Source organism: Actinomadura formosensis (assembly GCF_050948385.1).
GTDB classification, from domain to species: Bacteria; Actinomycetota; Actinomycetes; order Streptosporangiales; family Streptosporangiaceae; genus Spirillospora; species Spirillospora formosensis.
The window spans coordinates 3,828,232-3,846,933 of record NZ_CP192011.1 but is presented as its reverse complement, the minus strand read 5'-3'; the positions used below and the strand labels follow the sequence as shown (position 1 = coordinate 3,846,933).

Below are 18,702 nucleotides of genomic sequence, written 5' to 3'. Positions count from 1 at the left end.
GTCAGCCTCCAGCGGGCGACGGGATCGGAGAGGGGGACATCTGCCGGACCATGGCCTCGATCCGGGCGCGGGACTTGGCTCCCAGCTCGCGCAGGACCTCGCGGCCCCGGCCGCCCCGGCGGCGGCGCCACCATTCCCAGGTGAACCACACGGCCAGCAGGCCGCAGATGATCGACGCCCGGTCGCCGTCCAGGACGCCGGCCACGAAGCCGATCCAGTTGGACGCGGCGCCGTACCCGAAGGCGCGACGCAACGCCTCGGCCGATCCGCGCAGGACGGCGACGGTGACGAAGTAGTAGACGGGCAGCCCGACCGCGAAGGCGATCCACCCGACCGCGTGGGCGGCGCTCATAGCGCGTCCCCCGCCAGCGACTGCCGGTAGGCGGCGACGACCGCGCGGTCCATGGCCGCGCCGTCCTCCAGGTGCACCAGTGCCAGGCGGCACCCGAAGTCCGGCAGGTACAGCGGGCACGTCTCATCGGTGAGCGCGGCGTGGGTCTCGGAGGCGGTCAGGACCGGTTCGGTGAAGGCGTCCCCGCCCTCGGCCACGGGGCCAGCCGAGGGTGGGGCGCCGTCCGCGCCCTCCGCCTGGGAGCGAGCGGAGGGTGCGGCCTGCCCGCCGGACTCCGGCCCCCCGGAGGGGCTGGCCGGCTGCGGGTCGGACAGGGGATCGGCGGGTGCCCCGGACGGTGCAAGGGGTGACGTGTCCGGGGCACCCGGGGCGGACCGGCGGCCGGGGGCGCCCCCCAGCGGCCCGGCGGCGGGTCCGCCTCCTGCGCCCGCGCGGTGACTCGCGGGCGGCTCGGTGGACCGGGTGTCCCCGGCCGACCCCCCTCGCAAGAGGCCGGCCGGGGCACCCGCACCCGCCGCTCCCGGCGCGTCTGCGCTCGCGTCCGGGGAGGCGGGGGTCTGGGGGATGGTCTCGCGCACGACGTCGCGCACGTCCCTCGCGGTCGGCTTGCCACCGGTGCGGTGCACGACGGTCGCCCACGCCCGGCGCATCACGCCGGGGGAGGTCAGCAGCGGTGCCAGCTCGCGGGCCTGCCGCTCGGAGGTCGGCGCGGACTCGGCGGGCAGCTCGCGCATGACGGCGGCGGCCTGCACGAGCCGGTTCGCGTGGGTCTTGGAGATCTGCCAGCGATCGCGGCAGTAGTCCTCGAAGGTCGCGTGCGTCTCCCGGTGGAGCCGGCTGTCGCGGATGGTCAGCAGCGCCTCGCCGCACCGGACGAACGCCTTCAGGTCCCGGCGGATGGTGCGCTCGGCGTGGCGGAGCTGGTCGCGCTCGAAGGCGTCGAGGTGCTCGGTCATGACCGCCTCGCCCAGAACTCGCGGGACTCCTCGCAGGTCCGCTCGGTGACACCGCCGTAGATGACGGGGCCGGAGTCCAGGACGGAGTCACCGCACGTCGTGCACGTCCAGCGGCGGACGGACGACAGGCCGTGCGTCGGGTCGTCTTCGAGGGTGTGCCCCTCTCGGACCTTTGCGGCGACGGCGGGCGGCAGCTTGGGGGCGCTCATGATTCGGACCCCTCGGCACGCAGTTCGGCGACCTCGCGCTCCAGGCGGCGCACGAGCGTGATCACATCGGTCAGGACCTCGCACCACTCGCAGCGCGCCAGCCCCTCCTCGATCGCGTGCCGGCCGCTGCAGTGCGGCTGGTGCGGCGGCTCGGAGGCCCCGGTCGGCGGGATGGTGGGCCGGGCGGTGTCCCACGGCCGCCGCTCCGGCGGCACGTCCAGCCGCTCGATCACCGCGGGCTCGTCCTCGGCCGTCTCGATGGGCGGGCCGTCCGGGTCGGACTCGTGGTCGCCGCTCATCATCGGCGCGGAGGCGGCGGGCGGGGCGGGGGTCTCGTCGGCGTCGCCGAGGTGGGCGACCGGGTCGATGTCGAGCCAGCCGACGCGCAGGCCCCAGACGCGGTTGAACCAGGTCCTCATGACCGGCCTCCGAACGGGTTGATCGTGGACAGGCCGTGCACCGTGGTGCGGGTGACGATCGCGACGGACAGCAGGGCGTCCACCATCTGGCCGTGCGAGGCGCGCTCACCCGGTGCGTAGAAGACCTCGTCGATGCCGTCCACGCCGCGCCGCTTGATCGCTCCCCAGACGCGCCCGTGGATGTCGGCGCAGTAGGTCAGCGCGGACTCGACGGCGTCGGGCCGGGTGTGGAAGCGGCGGCCGATGCGGTCGGCCTGGAAGCGCGCCCACTCCTGGGCGCTCGCCTCCGGGCCGGGTTCGACGACGCTGTGGCCCTCGATCTGGAGGGCGTAGCCGCACAGGGTGGAGGCGCGGTCGCCGGTCATCGCCTCGCGGGCGGTCTTGAGCATGAGGTTGGGGTAGTTGCCCGGGTGGACGTCGGCCGTGATCAGCGCGACCGTGCCGAAGTCGAGCCGCTCGCCGTCCCAGTGCAGCGTGACGAAGCGGTGCGGGGAGTCCCAGGTCTCGTGCGCCTCGGTGATGCGGCGTGTCACCCCGGCGAAGATCTCGGACGGCAGGGCGGTGGCCGCGCTCACGAGCGGCTGCCCTTCGCCTCGGCCGCCGCGTCCTGGATCATCCGGATCGCGGTCAGGCAGTCCTCGCGGGAGATCGAGTCGTCACCCTTGTTGTGGGCGATGTGCTCGTAGATCTCCTCCGTGCCGCACGTGTAGGGGAGGTTGGTGTTCCAGTCCTCCTCGGCCGCGAAGCCGATGCCGATCGTCATGAACTTCGGGAAGCCGACGACCGCTTGGCGCTCGCTCACCTTCACGCGGTAGAGCCAGTAGTCCTCGTCGATGGCCGGGGTCAACATCGCCGGCCCAACGTGGACGGTCTCGTCCTGCTGCGTCTTCGTTTCCAGGACCAGGTCCATGGGGGTCCTCTCGTTTACGATCAGAAGTGCGGGAGGTCCTCTCCAGCACCTCGGCCCGGTCGGGTAGCAGCGGCCGGGCCTTCTGCTGCTCAGGTCTGGTCGAGCCACCGCTCGACGTCGGCGCGGCGGTAGAGCACGGAGTGGCCGGCCTTGCGCCAGCGCGGGCCGAGGCCGCGGCTCCTCCAGTTGGCGAGCGTCTTGGGCGACTTGCGGATGTAGGCGGCCACCTCGGCGGGGGTGGCGAGCGCGGGCAGGGCGGCGGGGGAGTCGGCGCGGGCGGCCATCGCGATCACCCGTCCAGCGGCAGGTTGCAATTGCGGCAGAACTTGCTGCCGCGCGCCGGGTCGTTGGGGGCGTTGCAGTGCGGGCACCGGACCATGGGCTGCCGCTTGGGCGTGGGGGACATCAGGCCACCTCGCTGTCGCCCGCCGGGGCGTGCTTGCGCTCCAAGATGACGCGCGGGCAGTTCAGTGCGACCGCCAACTTGCGGATCATCGCGGGTGTGGCGTTGCGGGTCCCGAGTTCGATCTCACTGATCAGACTCCGGCTCACTCCGCACATGTCGGCGAGCTGCTGCTTGGAGAGGCCGGCCTGCCGGCGGGCGTACTCGACGGCCGCGGGTTCGTGGTCGAGGGGATCCTTCGGCCGCTTGCGGGTGGGGTGCTGCATGAAGACAACACTAGTGCGATGTATTGCGACGGTCAATATACGTCGCACAACATCGCACAAGTTTTCAGAAAGATGCAGCTAACCCGGATGCCATCCCCTCCGGGGTGCGACGGTGTGCGACGATGTGGGCCATGGATGAGCGACCAGAACAGCGCCCCGAGGGTGCCCTGATCGCGGCAGCCCTCAAGCGCTCCCGCATGTCACAGCGTCAGGCCGCCGCCCTGGCCTCGATCAGCGAGAACCGGCTCCGTGCGATCGTGCACGGCTACCAGAGCGTCGGCGCCGGCGCCTACGCCCCCGTGCGCGGTCCCGCCGATACGGTCGCCCGCATCGCCGACGCGGTCGGTGTAACCCCCGAACAACTGGAGAGCGTCGGCCGCGGCGACGCCGCCCGGGAGTTGCGCCTGCTGGCGGCCGAGCGGGCCGGCGACGAAGCCGCCGAGGAGGAGGACGAGTTCGCGCGCATGGATCGCCTTTACGAGCAGTGGAAGCGAGACCCCGAGCGCGGCCCGGCACTGCGCACGATCCTCGAATCGTGGGGGGAAAGAGATACCGGCTGAATATGGTTGGCGTCAATCATTTGCGGGCGGCCCTAAATTTACAGATCATGGTGTCCTACCCCGGCCAACATGGCGCTCTGACCTGTGTAAACACATCCGGTCATTGAAACTTAACCTCAGGTATTGAGATTCTCGGACAATCGGACGCACAATCTGGGGACCCCGTCCGAATGTCCGAAACGGGCGCGGCACAACTGAACCGGGGACTCGCGGAGGTCTCACACACCACGCGCTCCCAAAAGACTCAACGAGAGCCCCCCCCCGGAAATCTGTTTTGCGAAAGGGGTCTCGCGGTGACGATCAATGTGGATCAGGACATCGTGTACGGAGACGACCCGCTCGCGGTGATGGGGATGCGCCGCACCATGGCCTCGGCCTGTGCGGCCACCCTCACCGTCCTCGGCATCGGATCGCTGCTGAGCTCCCTGGCCGTGGGCGTGATCCACCTGTGGACGCTCGGCCTGGCCGGCCTCATCGCCGCCGGCCTGGCCGGCTGCTACGCCGGATACCTCGGCGCCGCCCGCATGGCGCTGCGGGAGCTGGCGCACACCGCGCACGCCGACGAGACCCGGGCCGAGATCACCACGGCCATGGAGCGGGAGATCCTCGCGCGCCTGGACTCCATCGACGCATGCCTGGAGCGGCACGTCCGCCGCGCCGGCGATCTGGCCGCCGACGTCGAGAACCTGCGCCGCCGCCAGGAGCAGATCGGCCACCGCCAGCAACGGATCGCCCACACCGTCGCCGACATCCTCGACGACGAACTGCGCACGCGCCGCCGCTCCGGCTGACCCGGACCGCGGGCGGAGCCGCCCCTCTTCGGGCCGTCCGGCCCGTCACATCTCCCCGGGCCGCGCCCGGCACGCCAGGAGGACTCGTCGTGTCCGTCTACGACCGATGGCACACCCGCAGGCCCCGCACCGATCCGAAGACCGGCGAGCCGGTCAAGGCGTGCCGCAGGTGCGGCACCGCCGCCGAGCCCTATCCCAGCGCCGAGCACGGCAAGGGCGACCGCTGGCAGGTCCGCTGGCGCGACGAGGCCGGCAAGCAGTGCAAGCTCAACCGGCCGAAGAAGGGCGGCAAGCGCGACGAGTCCGACCCCGACGTCTACGCCGAGGCCCTCGACGCCAAGATCGAGAACGAGCTGAACACCGACGACTACACCGACCCGAAACTCGGCAAGAAAACGCTGGTCGAGTTCGCCAGGGAATGGCGCTCGGGCATCGCGGCCAACGCTTCCAGCCTGGACAACTACGACCGGCGCCTCGCTCACATCTGGGGTGAGGACTCCCGTATCGCGGGCGTGCCGATGTCGAGCCTGGCCAAGCGGCCCAGCTCGATCCAGCAGTGGGTCAAGTCCCTGGAGCGCAAAGGGCTCAGCCCGACCTACATCGGGCAGATCGTCGACATCCTGTCGAGCATCTTCATCGCCGCGATCGACAACGGGGTGGCCACGCGCAACCCGGTCCGGGCCAAGTCGATCCGGCTTCCCACCCCGCCCAGGCGGACCATCGTCCCCTGGACGGCGCCCATGGTGACCGCCGCGCGCGAGCAGCTCGCCGAGCGCGGCATCGGGGGCATGGCGGACCTCGGCGTCGGCGCCGGGCTGAGGCAGGGGGAGATCTTCGGGATCGCCAAGGAGGACATCCAGTTCCTCGGCCGCGACCGCAAGATCCGCGTCCGGCGCCAGGTGAAGTGGATGAAGGAGGGGGACGGCCGGCCCTCCGGCCTGGTGTTCGCCCCGCCCAAGGGCAACAAGGAGCGCGAGGCGCCGCTGTCGGACTCCCTGTCGCAGCGGCTGTCCCAGCAGATCGAGGCCAGCCCTCCGGTGAAGGTGACCCTGCCGTGGGAGGCCACCGACAACCGCAGGACCCTCACCGTCGAGCTGCTGTTCGTGCGCAGGTCCGGCCTGCCCTACCACCGGCAGGGCTTCGGGTACATCTGGCACGAGGCGCGCGACGCCGCCGGGGCCGAGGCCACCCCCGAGAACGGGATGCACGTCCTGCGGCACACCTACGCCTCGGTGCAGCTCGCCGCTCTGGTGGACGTTCTGAAACTGGCACTGTGGCTCGGGCATGAGGACCCCGGCTTCACCCTGCGCAAGTACGGGCACTTCATCCCCGACGTCGCCGACCGGGGGCGCCGCGCGGTGGACGACTTCATGAAGGCCGCGGAGGCGGCCGGTGCCCCGAGTGCCCTGAATGTGCCCTCCGGCGCTGAAGCATGATCGCCGAGAGGGGCGCCCGGCGCCCGGCTCACAGCCAGCCGCTCTTGCGGAGCCTGCGGAACAGCAGCACGCAGGCGACGGCCATCACCGCCAGGACCAGCGGATATCCGAGGATCGAGTGCAGTTCGGGCATGTGCTCGAAGTTCATGCCGTAGATCCCGGCGATCGCGGTCGGCACCGCGATGATCGCGGCCCACGCGGAGATCTTGCGCATGTCCTCGTTCTGCTGCTTGCCGAGCAGCGCCAGATGCGCGGTCAGCACGCTGTTGAGCAGCTCGTTGTGCGCGTCGACCTGCTCGTCCACGCGCAGCAGGTGGTCCAGGACGTCGCGGAAGTACTCGCGGGTCGAGCCGCACTCGGCGACCCGGCCCTTGGCGATCTCCTGCAGCACCGGGACGAGCGGGTCCTCGGCGCCGCGGAACTCCAGCACCTCCCGCTTGAGGGAGTAGATGTCGGCGGTGACGTCCCGCGCGCCCGGATCGAACACGGCCTTCTCCAGCCCGATGATGTCGACCTCCACCTCGTGGGCGACGAGCCCGTACCGGTCGACGACCTCGTCGCACACCGCGTACAGGACGGCGGTCGCGCCGTGCTTGATCAGCTCCGGCGACTCCTCCAGCCGCCTGCGGACGGGACCGAGCGGGTTGCCGGCACCGTGCCGGACGGTGATGACGAAGTCCCGGCCGAGGAAGATCATGATCTCGCCGACCTCGATGTCGGACGTCCTGTCGATGTAGGAGAGCGTCTTCAGCACCACGAACAGGGTGTCGTCGTAGCGCTCCATCTTGGGCCGCTGGTGCGCGGACACGGCGTCCTCGGCGGCGAGGGGATGCAGGTTCAGCTCGTCCTTGACCAGCTCGAACTCCGCCTCGTCGGGTTCGAACAGGCCGATCCACAGGAAGCAGTCGCCGTCCTGGCGGGCGAGGTCGAACGCGTCGCTGATGTCACCGTCGATGTCGCGGCGCGTCCCGCCCGCGTAGATGGCCTTGTCCACGATCACAGCACGTATCCTCCCGCAACCGTGCCGTCCGCCGCCCTTATGCCGAGCATCTCCTAGAGTGGCCGCCGTGACGACCCTTCTCCTGGTAAGGCATGGACTGACCGCGATGACCGGCCCGGTGCTGGCCGGCTGGACGCCCGGGGTGCGCCTCGACGACCGCGGCCGCGCCCAGGTCGCCGCCCTCGCCGCCCGGCTGGCGCCGCTGCCGCTCGCCGCCGTCGTGTCCAGCCCCCTCGAACGCTGCGCCGAGACCGCCGAGGCGCTCGCCGCCGGGCACGCCCCGCCCATCGAGAAGATCGAGACGGACGAGCGGTTCGGCGAGGTCCGCTACGGCGACTGGACGGGCCGCCCCCTCAAGGAACTCGCCGAGGAGCCGCTGTGGCGGGTCGTCCAGGCGCATCCGAGCGCCGCCCGGTTCCCCGGCGAGGACGGTGAGGCCCTCGCCGCCGCGCAGCACCGCGCCGTCACCGCCGTCCGCGACTGGAACGAACGCGTCGCCGCCGACCACGGCCCCGACGCCCTGTACGCGGTGTGCAGCCACGGCGACATCATCAAGTCCATCGTCGCCGACGCGCTCGGCCTCCACCTGGACCAGTTCCAGCGGATCCAGGCCGACCCGGCGTCCCTCACCGTGATCCGCTACACCGAAACACGCCCGTTCGTCGTCCGGCTCAACGACACCGGAGGCGACGTCGCCGCCCTGGTTCCCCGGCCGCCGCGGGAAGGTTCCGGGAAAGAGGGATTCGCGTCGGGGGACGCGCCCGTGGGCGGCGGCGCGTAGGGTCGGAGTCATGCCCGTCATCTCCTACGACCTGCCGGAGCGTTTCGTTGCCGGCGCCGTCGGGCGGCCCGGCGACCGCGCCTTCTACCTGCAGGCCCGCTCCGGTCGCCGCGTCACCAGCGTCGGCCTGGAGAAGTTCCAGGTGACGCTGCTGGCCGAGCGCCTGGAGGAACTGCTGGACGAGGTGCTGCGGCGCAGCGGCGGGGAGGCCCCGGTACCCGCCGTCACCCCCTCCGAACTGCAGGACGACGCCCCCCTGGACCAGCCGGTGGAGGAGGAGTTCAAGGTCGGCACGATGGCGCTCGCGTGGGACCCCGACGACGAGCAGGTCGTCATCGAGGCGCAGGAGGTCACCGAGTCCGACGAGGAGCCCGAGGTCGGCGAGGACGATCCCGCCATCGCGGTGCTGCGCGTCCGGATCAGTGCCGCGCAGGCCCGCGCGTTCGCCGAGCGCGCCCTGAAGGTCGTCGCCGCCGGGCGCCCGCCGTGCCCGCTGTGCGGCCTGCCGCTCGACACCGACGGCCATGTCTGCCCCCGCCAGAACGGATACCTCGGCTGACATGATCCCCGAACCCTTCCCGTCCGGCCGCGCGGGTGCCGCCGCGCCACCCGCCCCGGCGCGGACGAAAAAGATCCGCCGTGCTGGATCACGGGCGGCGACGCCGGGAGAATGAACGCATGACGCAGTCCTCCCGGGACCGGGCACCCGCCGGCGGCACCGGCCGGGCCACGCCCGGCCGCCCGGTGTCCCCTCGCGACGTCGCCGCCGCCGAGCGGCTGCTGTCCGCCGGGCGCCTCGGCGTGGAGGGCCGCCTCGTCCAGGCGTCCAACGCCACCCTGTACTGCTCGATCGAACACGACGGCGGGGCCGCCAACTGCGTCTACAAGCCCGTCGCCGGCGAACGTCCCCTGTGGGACTTCCCCGACGGCACCCTCGCCGAGCGTGAGGTCGCCGCCTACGAGGTCTCCAAGACGATGGGCTGGGGCACCGTCCCGCCCACCGTGCACCGCGACGGCCCCTACGGCCCCGGCATGGTCCAGCTGTGGGTCGAACCCGACCCCGACATCGACCTCGTCGCCCTGTCCCGCTCCGACGACGAGGCCGTCCGCCGGATGGCCGTCTTCGACGCCGTCATCAACAACGCCGACCGCAAGATCGGCCACCTGCTGCCGCCCGGCGACGGCCATGTCTACGGCTGCGACCACGGCGTCTGCTTCTCCGCCGAGTACAAGCTCCGCACCGTCCTGTGGCAGTGGCGCGGCAAACCCCTCACCCCCGAGGCCCTGGAGGCACTCGACCGGGTGGCCGCCGGCCTGCGCGGCGGCGCCCTCGGCACCCGCCTCGCCGAACTCCTCACCCCCGACGAGGTCGAGGCCACCCGCCGCCGCGTGGAACTGATGCTCAAACACCGCATCCACCCCTACCCCCCGGAGGACTGGCCGGCCATCCCCTGGCCGCCGCTCTAGCCCGCCCCCAGCCGCCGGGCGAACGAGGCGGAGTGCTGCAATTGGGGCATGTGCACGGCGATCATCAGTGTTGAGCCCTCCTCCCCGGTGCCCGTGGTCGTGGTGGGGGTGCGGGACGAGTTCGTGGCGCGGGAGTGGACGGGGCCGGGGCGGCACTGGCCGGAGCGGCCCACTCTCGTCGGAGGGCGCGACCTGCGGGCGGGCGGAACGTGGCTGGCGGTGGAACCGGACGCGCCGCGGGTCGCGGTGGTGCTGAACGGACGCGGCCGGATGGCGCCGGAGGCGGCGCGGGCGTCGCGCGGGGAACTGCCGCTGCGGGTGGCGGCCGACGGCAAGCTCGGCGCGCTGGATCTCGCGGTCTTCGACCCGTTCCACCTCGTCGGCGCGGAACCCGACCGGGTGCGGCTGTGGAGCTGGGACGGGGAGACGCTCACCGAACGCGAGCTGCGGGCGGGCCTGCACATGATCGTCAACAGCGGGCTCGAAGGCGAGGGGCAGCAGGAGGGGGAGACCGAGGACGCCTACATGGCGGCGCGGCTGGCGTACTTCCGGCCGCGGTTCGCCGCCGTGCCGCGGCCCGAGCCCGGCCCGGACGAGCCGGTGGAGCGGGCGTGGGGCGCCTGGCTGCCGCTGCTGAACGGGGACGGGCTGCCCCGCGCCGACCACCGGGCGCTGCTTCCGCTGCTGGACCTCGGCGACGGGCGGGTGTGGGGCACGACCTCGGTGAGCCTCATCGCGCTCGGCAGCGGCGGCGTCCGCTACGACTTCTCCGCCGCGCCGGGCGAGGGCGACGCATGGAGCCGGGTCCGGTAGAACGGCGGTACGCCCTCGGAAAGAACCGGGCGGAAAGAGCCGGGCCCGGACCCGCTCGTCCGCCTCACCGACCGCGCCCGCCGGGCAGCGCGGGACGGTTGCCATGATCTCGGAGTAAAGCCGCAAGCTGGGCATGGATAAGCTTTCGGTATGCGATCGTGGCCCGCCCCCGAAGTCCCCAGCCTGCCCGATGCGGGCCTGCCCGCCGCCGACCGGCCGCTGCGCCTCCACGACAGCGGGACGGGCACGGTGCGTCCCACCGCCCCCGGCGCCACCGCCCGCATGTACGTGTGCGGCATCACCCCCTATGACGCGACCCACCTCGGCCACGCCAACACCTACCTGGCGTTCGACCTCGTCAACCGCGTGTGGCGCGACCTCGGCCACCGCGTCCACTACGTGCAGAACGCCACCGACGTCGACGACCCGCTGCTGGAGCGCGCCCGCGACACCGGCCAGGACTGGCGCGAGCTCGCCGACCGGGAGATCCAGCTGTTCCGCGAGGACATGACCGCGCTGCGGGTCCTGCCGCCCGACCAGTACATCGGCGCCGTCGAGGCGATCCCGCTGGTCGTGGAGATGATCGAGAAGCTGCGCGGCCGCGACGCCGCCTACGAACTGGGCGGCGACGTCTACTTCCCGGTCGCGTCCGACCCGTCCTTCGGGCAGGTCAGCCGGCTGGGCAGGGACGAGATGGCGCCGCTGTTCGCCGAGCGCGGCGGCGACCCCGGCCGGCCCGGCAAACACGACCCCCTGGACCCCCTGCTGTGGCTGGCGCAGCGCCCCGGCGAGCCCGGCTGGGACTCCCCGTTCGGCGCGGGCCGCCCCGGCTGGCACGTGGAGTGCTCGGCGATCTCCATCGAGTACCTCGGCATGGCCTTCGACGTCGAGGGCGGCGGCTCGGACCTGGCGTTCCCGCACCACGAGATGAGCGCCTCGCACGCGCAGGTCGCCACCGGCGAGCGCCCGCACGCCCGCGCCTACGTCCACGCGGGCATGGTCGGCCTGCACGGCGAGAAGATGTCGAAGTCGCGCGGCAACCTCGTGTTCGTGTCGAAGCTGCGGAAGGCCGGCGCCGACCCGATGGCGATCCGGCTGGCGCTGCTGGCCCACCACTACCGCTCCGACTGGGAGTGGACGCAGGACTCGCTGGACGAGGCGGCCGGCCGCCTCGCCCGCTGGCGCGCCGCCGCCGCCCGCCCGTCCGGGCCGCCCGCCGCCCCGCTGGCCGCCGCCGTCCGCGGCCGCCTGGCCGGCGACCTGGACACCCCGGCGGCCCTCGCGGCCATCGACGCCTGGGCCGCCGCGGGCGGCGCCGACGAGCAGGCCCCGGCGCGGGTCAGGGCCCTCACCGACGCCCTCCTCGGCGTCGCCCTCTGACCGGCCGCCGCTACAGCAGGCCCGCCAGCTTGTAGAGGACCAGCGACCCGGCGACCGCGACGTTCAGGCTGGCGCCGCCGCCGACCATGGGAATCTCGACGGCGAGGTCGAGCAGGTCGAGCGCCTCCGCCGGGATGCCGGTCTGCTCATGGCCCAGCACGGCGACCGTCCGCACGCGTGCCGCGGGCAGGTCGGCGAGCCGTACAGCCTCGTCCGCCAGTTCCACGCCGACGACCCGGGTCCCGCCGTCCCGCTGGCGCGCCAGCCAGCCGAGCGGGTCGTTCACCCAGTGGACGCAGGCGGGACGGCGCAGCGTGTTACCGCGTTCCAGGGCCTGCGGCACCCACGAGAACCGGGGGACCGCCATGCAGGCGCCGACGGCGTCGCACGTGCGCAGCAGCGTCCCGAGATTGGCGCCGTGCATCGGCCACAAAAGCGCGGCGACGAGATGGTCCCAGCAGGAATGGGCACGCCGGCGGCGCTGGTGGCGCAGTTCACGCGGGGGCCGGACCCTGATCGCCGGACCCGCGGACCGGGCGCTCACCGGCTCGGGGCGCCACCGCCCTCCAGAGGAGCAGACATCATGATCGGCGCACTTTGCGGCGTGCGCGGGCCATCACCGGAGACGAAACGCGATCAAGTCTAGCCGTCAGGTCTGCCCGCGGCCCGGGTCGCGGCGGCGCAGATAGCGTTCGAACTCGCGGGCGATGGCGTCGCCGCTCGCCTCGGGCAGCTCCGTCGCGTCCTTCTGCTCCTCCAGCGTCCGGACGTACTCGGCGACCTCGGAGTCCTCCTCGGCGAGCTCGTTGACGCCGTGCTCCCAGGCCCGCGCCTCCTCGGGCAGCTCTCCCAGCGGGACGGTGACGTCCAGCAGGTCCTCGACGCGGCGCAGCAGCGCGAGCGTCGCCTTCGGGGACGGCGGCTGGGCGACGTAATGGGGGACCGCCGCCCACAGCGACACCGTGTCGAGGTCGGCCTTGGCGCACGCGTCCTGCAGCACCCCGAGGATGCCGGTCGGCCCCTCGTACCGCGCCGGCTCCAGGTGCAGGGTGCTGACCAGCCCGGCCTCCGACGCGGCCCCGGTCACCGGCACCGGGCGGGTGTGCGGCGCGTCGGCCAGCAGCGCGCCCAGCAGCACCACGTTGCGGATGTTCAGCTCCAGCATCAGCCCGACCAGCTCCCGGCAGAACGACCGCCACCGCATGTTCGGCTCGATCCCGTGCAGCAGGACGACGTCCTTGCCGGACGGCAGCCGCGCCCACGACACGCGCGTCGTCGGCCAGGTGATGCCGCGGGTCTCCCCGTCGGTCATCTCCACGATCGGGCGGGTGACCTGGAAGTCGTAGTAGTCGTCCGGATCGAGCTCGGCGATCGGCACCGCGTCCCAGGCCGACTCCAGATGTGCGATCACCCCGCTGGCGGCCTCACCGGCGTCGTTCCACCCCTCAAAGGCGGCCACGAGCACCGGATCGACGAGTTCCGGCACGCTTTCGAGCTCGATCACGCGCTGCCTCCTTCCGACGCTCAGGTACAGCGTCACCGACGGGGGCCGTCATTCCCGGGTCGAGGGCCCCGCTCATGATCGGTGGCTGTCAGCCTACGTCCTGACAGTGACCTACCCCACCCCTCCGCGGGCCAGACCCCCGCGCTGTACGCCCGCGGCGGAACGCCGAACGGGGTTCGTCGTTCGGGCGGGGACCGGGGGACGGTGGGTCACGACCAGGTCACTTCCCGTCGGTGGTGTGCACGATCAGCACGTCGCAGGGGGACCGGTGCGACAGGTTGGCCGGGACGGACCCGAGGAGGCGCCCGGCGAGGCTGTTGAGCCCCCGGTTGCCGATCACGACCAGATCCGCGCCGCGCTCCTTGGCCAGCCCGGCGATGACGTCGACGGCGTCGCCCTCCGCCGCGACCTGGTCGATGTCGGTGGCGCCGGCCGCCACCGCCCGCTCCCGCGCCGCCCGCAGCGCGTCGTCGGCGGGCGTCGACCCCTGCACCTTGTAGGCCAGGTCCCCGAGCCGGTCCGCGGCGCTGGCGCGTTCGCGCGCGGGCATGGGGCTGTAGGCGGAGGCCAGCAGCAGGGTGGCGCCGGTCGCGGCGGCCAGCTGCGCGGCACGGTCCACCGCGCGGAACGAGGAGTCCGAGCCGTCGGTGCCGACGAGGATGATGCGGTACGCGCTCATGCCGTTCCTTACCCGTTGGTAGTCTCTGGGGGCACGGTATCGGTCCGGTGACCCATCCGTCACCGTCTCTTTGCACACCCCGTCCAAGAGGACCGCCGCCGGCCGTGTCCCGCCATCCCGGCAGCCGTGAGCGGCTCGCGATCTCACGGTTATGGTGGGGTTACATGAGCACCCCCACCCCCACCCCCAGCCCCATCCCCACCGTGGGCACCGTGCCCCGTGGCGGCCCGCAGGCCGTGCTCTTCGACATGGACGGCCTGCTCATCGACTCCGAGCGCATCTGGCTGGAGGTCGAGTCGGAGGTCATGGCGTGGCTCGGCGGCGAGTGGAGCGCCGCCCACCAGGAACGGCTCGTCGGCGGGTCCCTCGATGTCGCCGTCGCCTACATGCTGGAGTTGACCGGCGCCGCCGCCGACCCCGCCGAGGTCGGGCGGCGGATGCTGGACGGCATGGCCGGGCGGCTCACCGCCTGCGTCCCGATGATGCCGGGCGCCAAGGAACTGCTCGCCGAGATCCGCGCCGCCGGAGTTCCGGCGGCGCTGGTGTCCTCCAGCCACCGGCGGCTGATCGAGCCGGTGCTGGACGCCGTCGGCCGCGAGCACTTCGCGCTGAGCGTCGCCGGCGACGAGGTGACGCGGACCAAGCCCGACCCCGAGCCGTACCTGACCGCCGCCGCGCGCCTCGGCGCCGTCCCGGGCCGCTGCGTGGTTCTGGAGGACTCCCCGAACGGCGTCGCGGCGGCGGAGGCGGCGGGCTGCGCCACCGTGGCCGTCCCCGGAGTCCTGCCGGTCCCGCCGGCGCCGGGCCGCACCGTCGTCGGCTCACTGCGCGAGGTGACCCTGGACCTGCTCCGCTCCCTGACCGGTTGACCGGGACGCCCGGGGCGGGACCCGGGCGATACCCCCGAGGTGGTCGCCGGGGGAGAGGTCACGCGCAAGGAGGAGGGGCACCGGCGCACAAACCGTCCGCCGGGAGGAGCGGTACCGGCGGCCCGCGTGTGACGATGGGGGGAGCACCACCGCATGAAATGGGGGCCGGCATGAGCGACGCAGTCATTTTCGCGATCAGCCTCGGGGTGACCCTGGTCGGGCTGGTGATCAGCTGGGGCGCCTACCGCCGCCGCGGCGCGGGCACCGGCCTGCGCGGCGCCGCCCTGTCCCTGGTGCCGCTCGCGGCGGCGCTGACGGGGGTGACCGAGTTCTTCGTCGACCTGGCGTTCAGCCCGGTGAAGTGGGCCGGGGTGGCGGTGGCGGGGCTCGCCGTGCTGCTCTACCTGGCCTCCGGTGCGATGCTGAGCCGCCGGCCCGCCGGCACGGGCGGGGGCAAGGCGGCCGGGGACGGCGGACGCGGCGCGGCCCGGCGCGGAGCGAAGCCGAAGGGCGCCGTGGAGGGACCCGCACAGGGCGCCGACCCGGAGATGGCGGAGATCGAGCGGATCCTGCGCGACCGCGGCATCTCCTGATCCGAGCCCGGCCTGCCCCGCGCGGGGACCACGCGCGGGGCAGACGGCGGGCCGGGGACGTTCCCCTGCGATCCGGGCGCGTCCCGGCCCGTCGTTTCTGTGGTCTAGGGGCTGACCTGCGGAGGATCGGTCTCAGAAAGGCCTCAGTACGGTAAAGCTTGCGGCGTCGGCCCCCTATGAGTTGCCTGCCTGGGTAGTGGCAAACGTACTATTCGGGCGATTTATCCGAAGCGCTGCGCGGGTGCGTGTGCCCCAGATGACGACGAGATCACAAGTCAGATACGGGTACTGGCGAAGCGGGCTTCATGCATGGACAGTCGTGCCCGAAGGGCTACGTTTCCCTTCAGCAAACGCGGCGTAACGGGCGCGGGGGCAGCGGATGATCTCCGCGGCCGCCGGTCACGCGCCGGCGGCATGGGCCGAACCAGTGGCCGGACGGTAGGAGGTATGGAGCGTGGCCGCACCCATAGAGGTGACAGGGTCCGACACAGAGGCGCAGCCGGAAGCGGTCCTCGCCGGTGTCGACGGCAAGAAGATCCAGGGACGCTCCCTCGGTCAGATCGCCTGGATGAGGTTGAAGCGCGACAAGGTCGCCCTGACCGGTGCCCTCGTGGTCATCGTGCTCATCCTCATCGCGATCTTCGGTCCGTTCTTCACGCAGAACCCGCTGACCTACCACCAGAACCTGATCGACCCCACCTACAACCGGCCGAAGACCGGGTTCTGGCACTCGGGCATCAGCGGTGACCACTGGCTCGGCGTCGAGCCCGGCACCGGCCGCGACATGCTGGCCCGCATCGTCCACGGCGCCCGGATCTCCCTGCTGGTGTCGTTCCTGGCGACGCTGGTGTCGGTGGTCATCGGGACGGTCATGGGCATCATCGCCGGCTACTTCGGCGGCTGGGTCGACTACACGATCAGCCGCGCGATGGACGCCTTCCTGGCCTTCCCGCTGCTGCTGTTCGCGATCGCGCTGGTCGGCGTCGTCTCCGACGGCGCGTTCGGGTTCAGCGGGAACGGGCTGCGGATCGGGGTCCTGGTCATGGTCATCGGGTTCTTCAACTGGCCCTACATCGGGCGCATCATCCGCGGCCAGACGCTGTCGCTGCGCGAACGGGAGTTCGTCGACGCGGCGCGCAGCATGGGCGCCCGCAACTCGTACGTGCTGTTCAAAGAGGTCCTGCCGAACCTGGTCGCGCCGATCCTGGTCTACTCGACCCTGCTGATCCCGACCAACATCCTGTTCGAGGCGGCGCTGTCGTTCCTCGGCGTCGGAGTCATCCCGCCGACGCCCTCGTGGGGCGGCATGCTCACACTCGCCGTGCCGATCTACTCCTCGGACCCGATGTACATGATCATCCCCGGTATGGCGATCTTCATCACCGTCCTCGCCTTCAACCTGTTCGGTGACGGGCTGCGGGACGCTCTCGATCCTCGGGCCAAGTGACTCGGGTTCATCCGACCCGTCTATATGAAGGGGTGCGCCTGCACATGAACAAGATGAGACCAATCGTGGTCTTCGCGGCCGGGGTGGTCGCGGCCTCGGGGCTCGCCGCCTGCGGCGGCGGTGACTCGGGAAGCTCGGGGAGCGGGCCCGGCTACAACGCCGGCGTCAACGCCGTCGTCAACAAGTCGGACAAGAAGGGCGGCACGCTCAAGTTCGCCCACTCCGACGACTGGGACTCGCCGGACCCGGGCAACACCTACTACGCGTTCTCGCAGAACTTCTCGCGTCTGTACGGCCGCGGCCTGACGACGTTCAAGCCCGGCGCCGGCAAGGAGAGCCTCGAGGTCGTCCCCGACCTCGCGGCCGACCTCGGCACGTCGAGCGACGGCGGCAAGACCTGGACGTACAAGCTCCGTACCGGCGTCAAGTACGACGACGGCGGCACGGTCACGTCCAAGGACGTGAAGTACGCGGTCGAGCGCAGCAACTTCACCAAGGAGATGCAGCTCGGGCCGAAGTACTTCAAGCAGTACCTCGTCGACAACAAGCCCGCCTACAAGGGCCCCTACGAGGACAAGAACGACGAGGGCCTGAAGTCCATCGAGACCCCGGACGACCAGACGATCGTGTTCCACCTGAAGGAGCCGTTCGCCGAGTTCGACTACCTGGTCGCGATGTCGCAGACCATCCCCGTGCCGAAGGCCAAGGACACCGGCACGAAGTACGAGTCCGCGATCGTCTCCAGCGGCCCGTACAAGGTCGACAACTACACCCGCGGCAAGTCCATGTCGCTGTCGCGGAACCCGAACTGGAACCAGAGCACCGACCCGATCCGCAAGGCGCTGCCCGACAAGATCGAGGTCCAGCTCAAGCAGAACGCCGACGACATCGACCAGCGCCTGCTCGCCGGCACGCTGGACATGGACGCCGCCGGTGTGGGCGTGCAGTCGGGCACCCAGCCGAAGGTGCTGGCCGCCGACCAGAAGCCGTACGTGGACAACCCCGTCCAGGGCTTCCTGCGGTTCATGTCGCTGAACGTGAACGTCAAGCCGCTCGACAACGTCCACTGCCGCATCGCCGTGCAGTACGCGACCGACAAGGTCGCCGCGCAGACGGCCTACGGAGGCCCGCTGGCCGGTGGTGACCTCGCCACCACGGTGCTGCCCCCGTCGGTCGACGGCTACACCAAGTTCGACCTGTACCCGCAGAAGCAGGCCTCGGGCGGCGGCCTCGACGAGGCCACGCTCGCCAAGGCCAAGCAGGAACTGCAGGCCTGCGGCCAGCCGAACGGCTTCACCACCAAGATCTCGGCCCGCTCCGACCGGCCGAAGGAAGTCGCCATGGCCCAGGCGATCCAGCAGAGCCTGGCCAAGGTCGGCATCAAGGTCAACATCGTCCAGTTCCCGGCCGGTGACTACTTCAACAAGTACGTCGGCGTGCCGAAGTACGTGCACGACCACGGCATCGGCATGATGATCATGGCGTGGGCGGCGGACTGGCCGACCGGCTACGGCTTCCTCGCGCAGATCGTCCACGGTGACGCCATCAAGCCCTCCGGTGGCAACAACCTGGCCGAGCTGAACGACCCCACGGTCAACAAGGCGCTCAACGACGCCATCGCGAACACCGACAAGGCGGCGCGCACGAAGGCGTACGGCGAGATCGACAAGCTGGTCATGGGGACCGCCGCGGAGGTTCCGCTGGTGTACGCCAAGGCGCTGATGTACCGGCCGAAGCGTGTCACCAACGCCGGGATCACCTACGCCTACGGCGGTATGTACGACTACCTGAACATGGGCGTGGAGTAACAATCCGCTCGTCCGTGCGTCCATCTGAAGGCAGGTGAAGGCGACACCCGCCGGCCGGG

The 18,702-nt window shown here is 71.7% G+C and carries 25 protein-coding genes; 12 read left to right on the top strand and 13 right to left on the bottom strand.

Annotated elements, in window-relative coordinates; all coding sequences use genetic code 11:
• Nucleotide 1: 1 nt before the first annotated feature.
• The 9 genes from ACQP1N_RS18265 to ACQP1N_RS18225 all read right to left on the bottom strand — a co-directional run bounded on the left by ACQP1N_RS18265 (nucleotide 2) and on the right by ACQP1N_RS18225 (nucleotide 3,515).
• Nucleotides 2-352, bottom strand: a complete 351-nt coding sequence (locus ACQP1N_RS18265) for a hypothetical protein (protein ID WP_433225429.1) — start codon at nucleotides 350-352, stop codon at nucleotides 2-4.
• Nucleotides 349-1,308 carry a hypothetical protein gene (locus tag ACQP1N_RS18260; RefSeq protein WP_433225427.1) on the bottom strand — a complete coding sequence of 320 codons (960 nt, stop codon included), beginning with the start codon at nucleotides 1,306-1,308 and terminating at the stop codon, nucleotides 349-351. Before ACQP1N_RS18260 ends, ACQP1N_RS18265 begins: the two co-directional genes overlap by 4 nt.
• Nucleotides 1,305-1,517, bottom strand: coding sequence for a hypothetical protein (locus ACQP1N_RS18255; protein ID WP_433225425.1), 213 nt, complete (start codon nucleotides 1,515-1,517; stop codon nucleotides 1,305-1,307). The genes ACQP1N_RS18260 and ACQP1N_RS18255 overlap by 4 nt, the downstream gene beginning before the upstream one ends.
• Complete coding sequence (locus tag ACQP1N_RS18250; protein WP_433225423.1) at nucleotides 1,514-1,936, bottom strand: hypothetical protein; 423 nt, start codon at nucleotides 1,934-1,936, stop codon at nucleotides 1,514-1,516. The genes ACQP1N_RS18255 and ACQP1N_RS18250 overlap by 4 nt, the downstream gene beginning before the upstream one ends.
• Nucleotides 1,933-2,511 (bottom strand): hypothetical protein, encoded by a 579-nt coding sequence (locus ACQP1N_RS18245; protein ID WP_433225421.1) that lies wholly within the window; start codon nucleotides 2,509-2,511, stop codon nucleotides 1,933-1,935. Before ACQP1N_RS18245 ends, ACQP1N_RS18250 begins: the two co-directional genes overlap by 4 nt.
• Nucleotides 2,508-2,846 (bottom strand): hypothetical protein, encoded by a 339-nt coding sequence (locus ACQP1N_RS18240; RefSeq protein ID WP_433225419.1) that lies wholly within the window; start codon nucleotides 2,844-2,846, stop codon nucleotides 2,508-2,510. Before ACQP1N_RS18240 ends, ACQP1N_RS18245 begins: the two co-directional genes overlap by 4 nt.
• Before the next feature lie 89 nt (nucleotides 2,847-2,935).
• On the bottom strand, nucleotides 2,936-3,130 hold the full coding sequence (locus ACQP1N_RS18235) for a helix-turn-helix transcriptional regulator (RefSeq protein WP_433225417.1): 195 nt from the start codon (nucleotides 3,128-3,130) through the stop codon (nucleotides 2,936-2,938).
• Between the two features lie 5 nt (nucleotides 3,131-3,135).
• The gene (locus tag ACQP1N_RS18230) at nucleotides 3,136-3,252 is read right to left on the bottom strand and encodes a DUF7577 domain-containing protein (RefSeq protein ID WP_433225415.1); all 117 of its coding nucleotides are present in this window, start codon (nucleotides 3,250-3,252) and stop codon (nucleotides 3,136-3,138) included.
• Nucleotides 3,252-3,515, bottom strand: a complete 264-nt coding sequence (locus ACQP1N_RS18225; protein WP_433225413.1) for a helix-turn-helix domain-containing protein — start codon at nucleotides 3,513-3,515, stop codon at nucleotides 3,252-3,254. Before ACQP1N_RS18225 ends, ACQP1N_RS18230 begins: the two co-directional genes overlap by 1 nt.
• Before the next feature lie 131 nt (nucleotides 3,516-3,646).
• Between ACQP1N_RS18225 and ACQP1N_RS18220 the strand changes: the two genes are divergently transcribed.
• From ACQP1N_RS18220 to ACQP1N_RS18210, 3 genes are all read left to right on the top strand, one after another.
• Nucleotides 3,647-4,075 (top strand): helix-turn-helix domain-containing protein, encoded by a 429-nt coding sequence (locus tag ACQP1N_RS18220; RefSeq protein ID WP_433225411.1) that lies wholly within the window; start codon nucleotides 3,647-3,649, stop codon nucleotides 4,073-4,075.
• Nucleotides 4,076-4,368: 293 nt separating this feature from the next.
• Entirely contained in the window at nucleotides 4,369-4,866 is a 498-nt protein-coding gene (locus ACQP1N_RS18215) for a hypothetical protein (RefSeq protein WP_433225409.1), read from the top strand.
• Between the two features lie 89 nt (nucleotides 4,867-4,955).
• Nucleotides 4,956-6,302: a tyrosine-type recombinase/integrase gene (locus tag ACQP1N_RS18210; RefSeq protein ID WP_433225407.1), complete on the top strand. Its 1,347-nt coding sequence runs from the start codon at nucleotides 4,956-4,958 to the stop codon at nucleotides 6,300-6,302.
• 28 nt (nucleotides 6,303-6,330) lie between these two features.
• Here ACQP1N_RS18210 and ACQP1N_RS18205 read toward each other — a convergent pair whose 3' ends face one another.
• Nucleotides 6,331-7,302: a magnesium and cobalt transport protein CorA gene (locus ACQP1N_RS18205; RefSeq protein WP_067807447.1), complete on the bottom strand. Its 972-nt coding sequence runs from the start codon at nucleotides 7,300-7,302 to the stop codon at nucleotides 6,331-6,333.
• Between the two features lie 67 nt (nucleotides 7,303-7,369).
• Between ACQP1N_RS18205 and ACQP1N_RS18200 the strand changes: the two genes are divergently transcribed.
• From ACQP1N_RS18200 to mshC, 5 genes are all read left to right on the top strand, one after another.
• Complete coding sequence (locus ACQP1N_RS18200; protein WP_067807459.1) at nucleotides 7,370-8,083, top strand: MSMEG_4193 family putative phosphomutase; 714 nt, start codon at nucleotides 7,370-7,372, stop codon at nucleotides 8,081-8,083.
• A gap of 10 nt (nucleotides 8,084-8,093) precedes the next feature.
• A complete protein-coding gene (locus ACQP1N_RS18195; RefSeq protein ID WP_067807444.1) occupies nucleotides 8,094-8,642 on the top strand; it encodes a DUF3090 domain-containing protein in 549 nt (182 codons plus the stop codon).
• Between the two features lie 119 nt (nucleotides 8,643-8,761).
• Nucleotides 8,762-9,550 carry an SCO1664 family protein gene (locus tag ACQP1N_RS18190; protein WP_084263492.1) on the top strand — a complete coding sequence of 263 codons (789 nt, stop codon included), beginning with the start codon at nucleotides 8,762-8,764 and terminating at the stop codon, nucleotides 9,548-9,550.
• Between the two features lie 48 nt (nucleotides 9,551-9,598).
• Nucleotides 9,599-10,363, top strand: a complete 765-nt coding sequence (locus ACQP1N_RS18185; RefSeq protein WP_433225404.1) for an NRDE family protein — start codon at nucleotides 9,599-9,601, stop codon at nucleotides 10,361-10,363.
• Between the two features lie 150 nt (nucleotides 10,364-10,513).
• The gene (gene mshC / locus ACQP1N_RS18180) at nucleotides 10,514-11,743 is read left to right on the top strand and encodes a cysteine--1-D-myo-inosityl 2-amino-2-deoxy-alpha-D-glucopyranoside ligase (protein ID WP_433225402.1); all 1,230 of its coding nucleotides are present in this window, start codon (nucleotides 10,514-10,516) and stop codon (nucleotides 11,741-11,743) included.
• 10 nt (nucleotides 11,744-11,753) lie between these two features.
• On the opposite strand, the gene ACQP1N_RS18175 is transcribed toward mshC, so the two are convergent.
• The 3 genes from ACQP1N_RS18175 to ACQP1N_RS18165 form a co-directional block, all read right to left on the bottom strand.
• Nucleotides 11,754-12,287: a TrmH family RNA methyltransferase gene (locus ACQP1N_RS18175; RefSeq protein ID WP_433225400.1), complete on the bottom strand. Its 534-nt coding sequence runs from the start codon at nucleotides 12,285-12,287 to the stop codon at nucleotides 11,754-11,756.
• Nucleotides 12,288-12,392: 105 nt separating this feature from the next.
• Complete coding sequence (locus ACQP1N_RS18170) at nucleotides 12,393-13,247, bottom strand: PAC2 family protein (RefSeq protein ID WP_067805029.1); 855 nt, start codon at nucleotides 13,245-13,247, stop codon at nucleotides 12,393-12,395.
• Between the two features lie 220 nt (nucleotides 13,248-13,467).
• Nucleotides 13,468-13,926: a universal stress protein gene (locus ACQP1N_RS18165; protein ID WP_067805026.1), complete on the bottom strand. Its 459-nt coding sequence runs from the start codon at nucleotides 13,924-13,926 to the stop codon at nucleotides 13,468-13,470.
• A gap of 164 nt (nucleotides 13,927-14,090) precedes the next feature.
• Between ACQP1N_RS18165 and ACQP1N_RS18160 the strand changes: the two genes are divergently transcribed.
• The 4 genes from ACQP1N_RS18160 to ACQP1N_RS18145 all read left to right on the top strand — a co-directional run bounded on the left by ACQP1N_RS18160 (nucleotide 14,091) and on the right by ACQP1N_RS18145 (nucleotide 18,643).
• Nucleotides 14,091-14,795, top strand: a complete 705-nt coding sequence (locus ACQP1N_RS18160; protein WP_433225398.1) for an HAD family hydrolase — start codon at nucleotides 14,091-14,093, stop codon at nucleotides 14,793-14,795.
• Nucleotides 14,796-14,965: 170 nt separating this feature from the next.
• Complete coding sequence (locus tag ACQP1N_RS18155) at nucleotides 14,966-15,388, top strand: hypothetical protein (RefSeq protein WP_067805051.1); 423 nt, start codon at nucleotides 14,966-14,968, stop codon at nucleotides 15,386-15,388.
• Nucleotides 15,389-15,842: 454 nt separating this feature from the next.
• A complete protein-coding gene (locus ACQP1N_RS18150; RefSeq protein ID WP_067805018.1) occupies nucleotides 15,843-16,835 on the top strand; it encodes an ABC transporter permease in 993 nt (330 codons plus the stop codon).
• A gap of 44 nt (nucleotides 16,836-16,879) precedes the next feature.
• Nucleotides 16,880-18,643, top strand: a complete 1,764-nt coding sequence (locus tag ACQP1N_RS18145; protein ID WP_207394021.1) for an ABC transporter substrate-binding protein — start codon at nucleotides 16,880-16,882, stop codon at nucleotides 18,641-18,643.
• The last annotated feature ends 59 nt before the right edge of the window (nucleotides 18,644-18,702 follow it).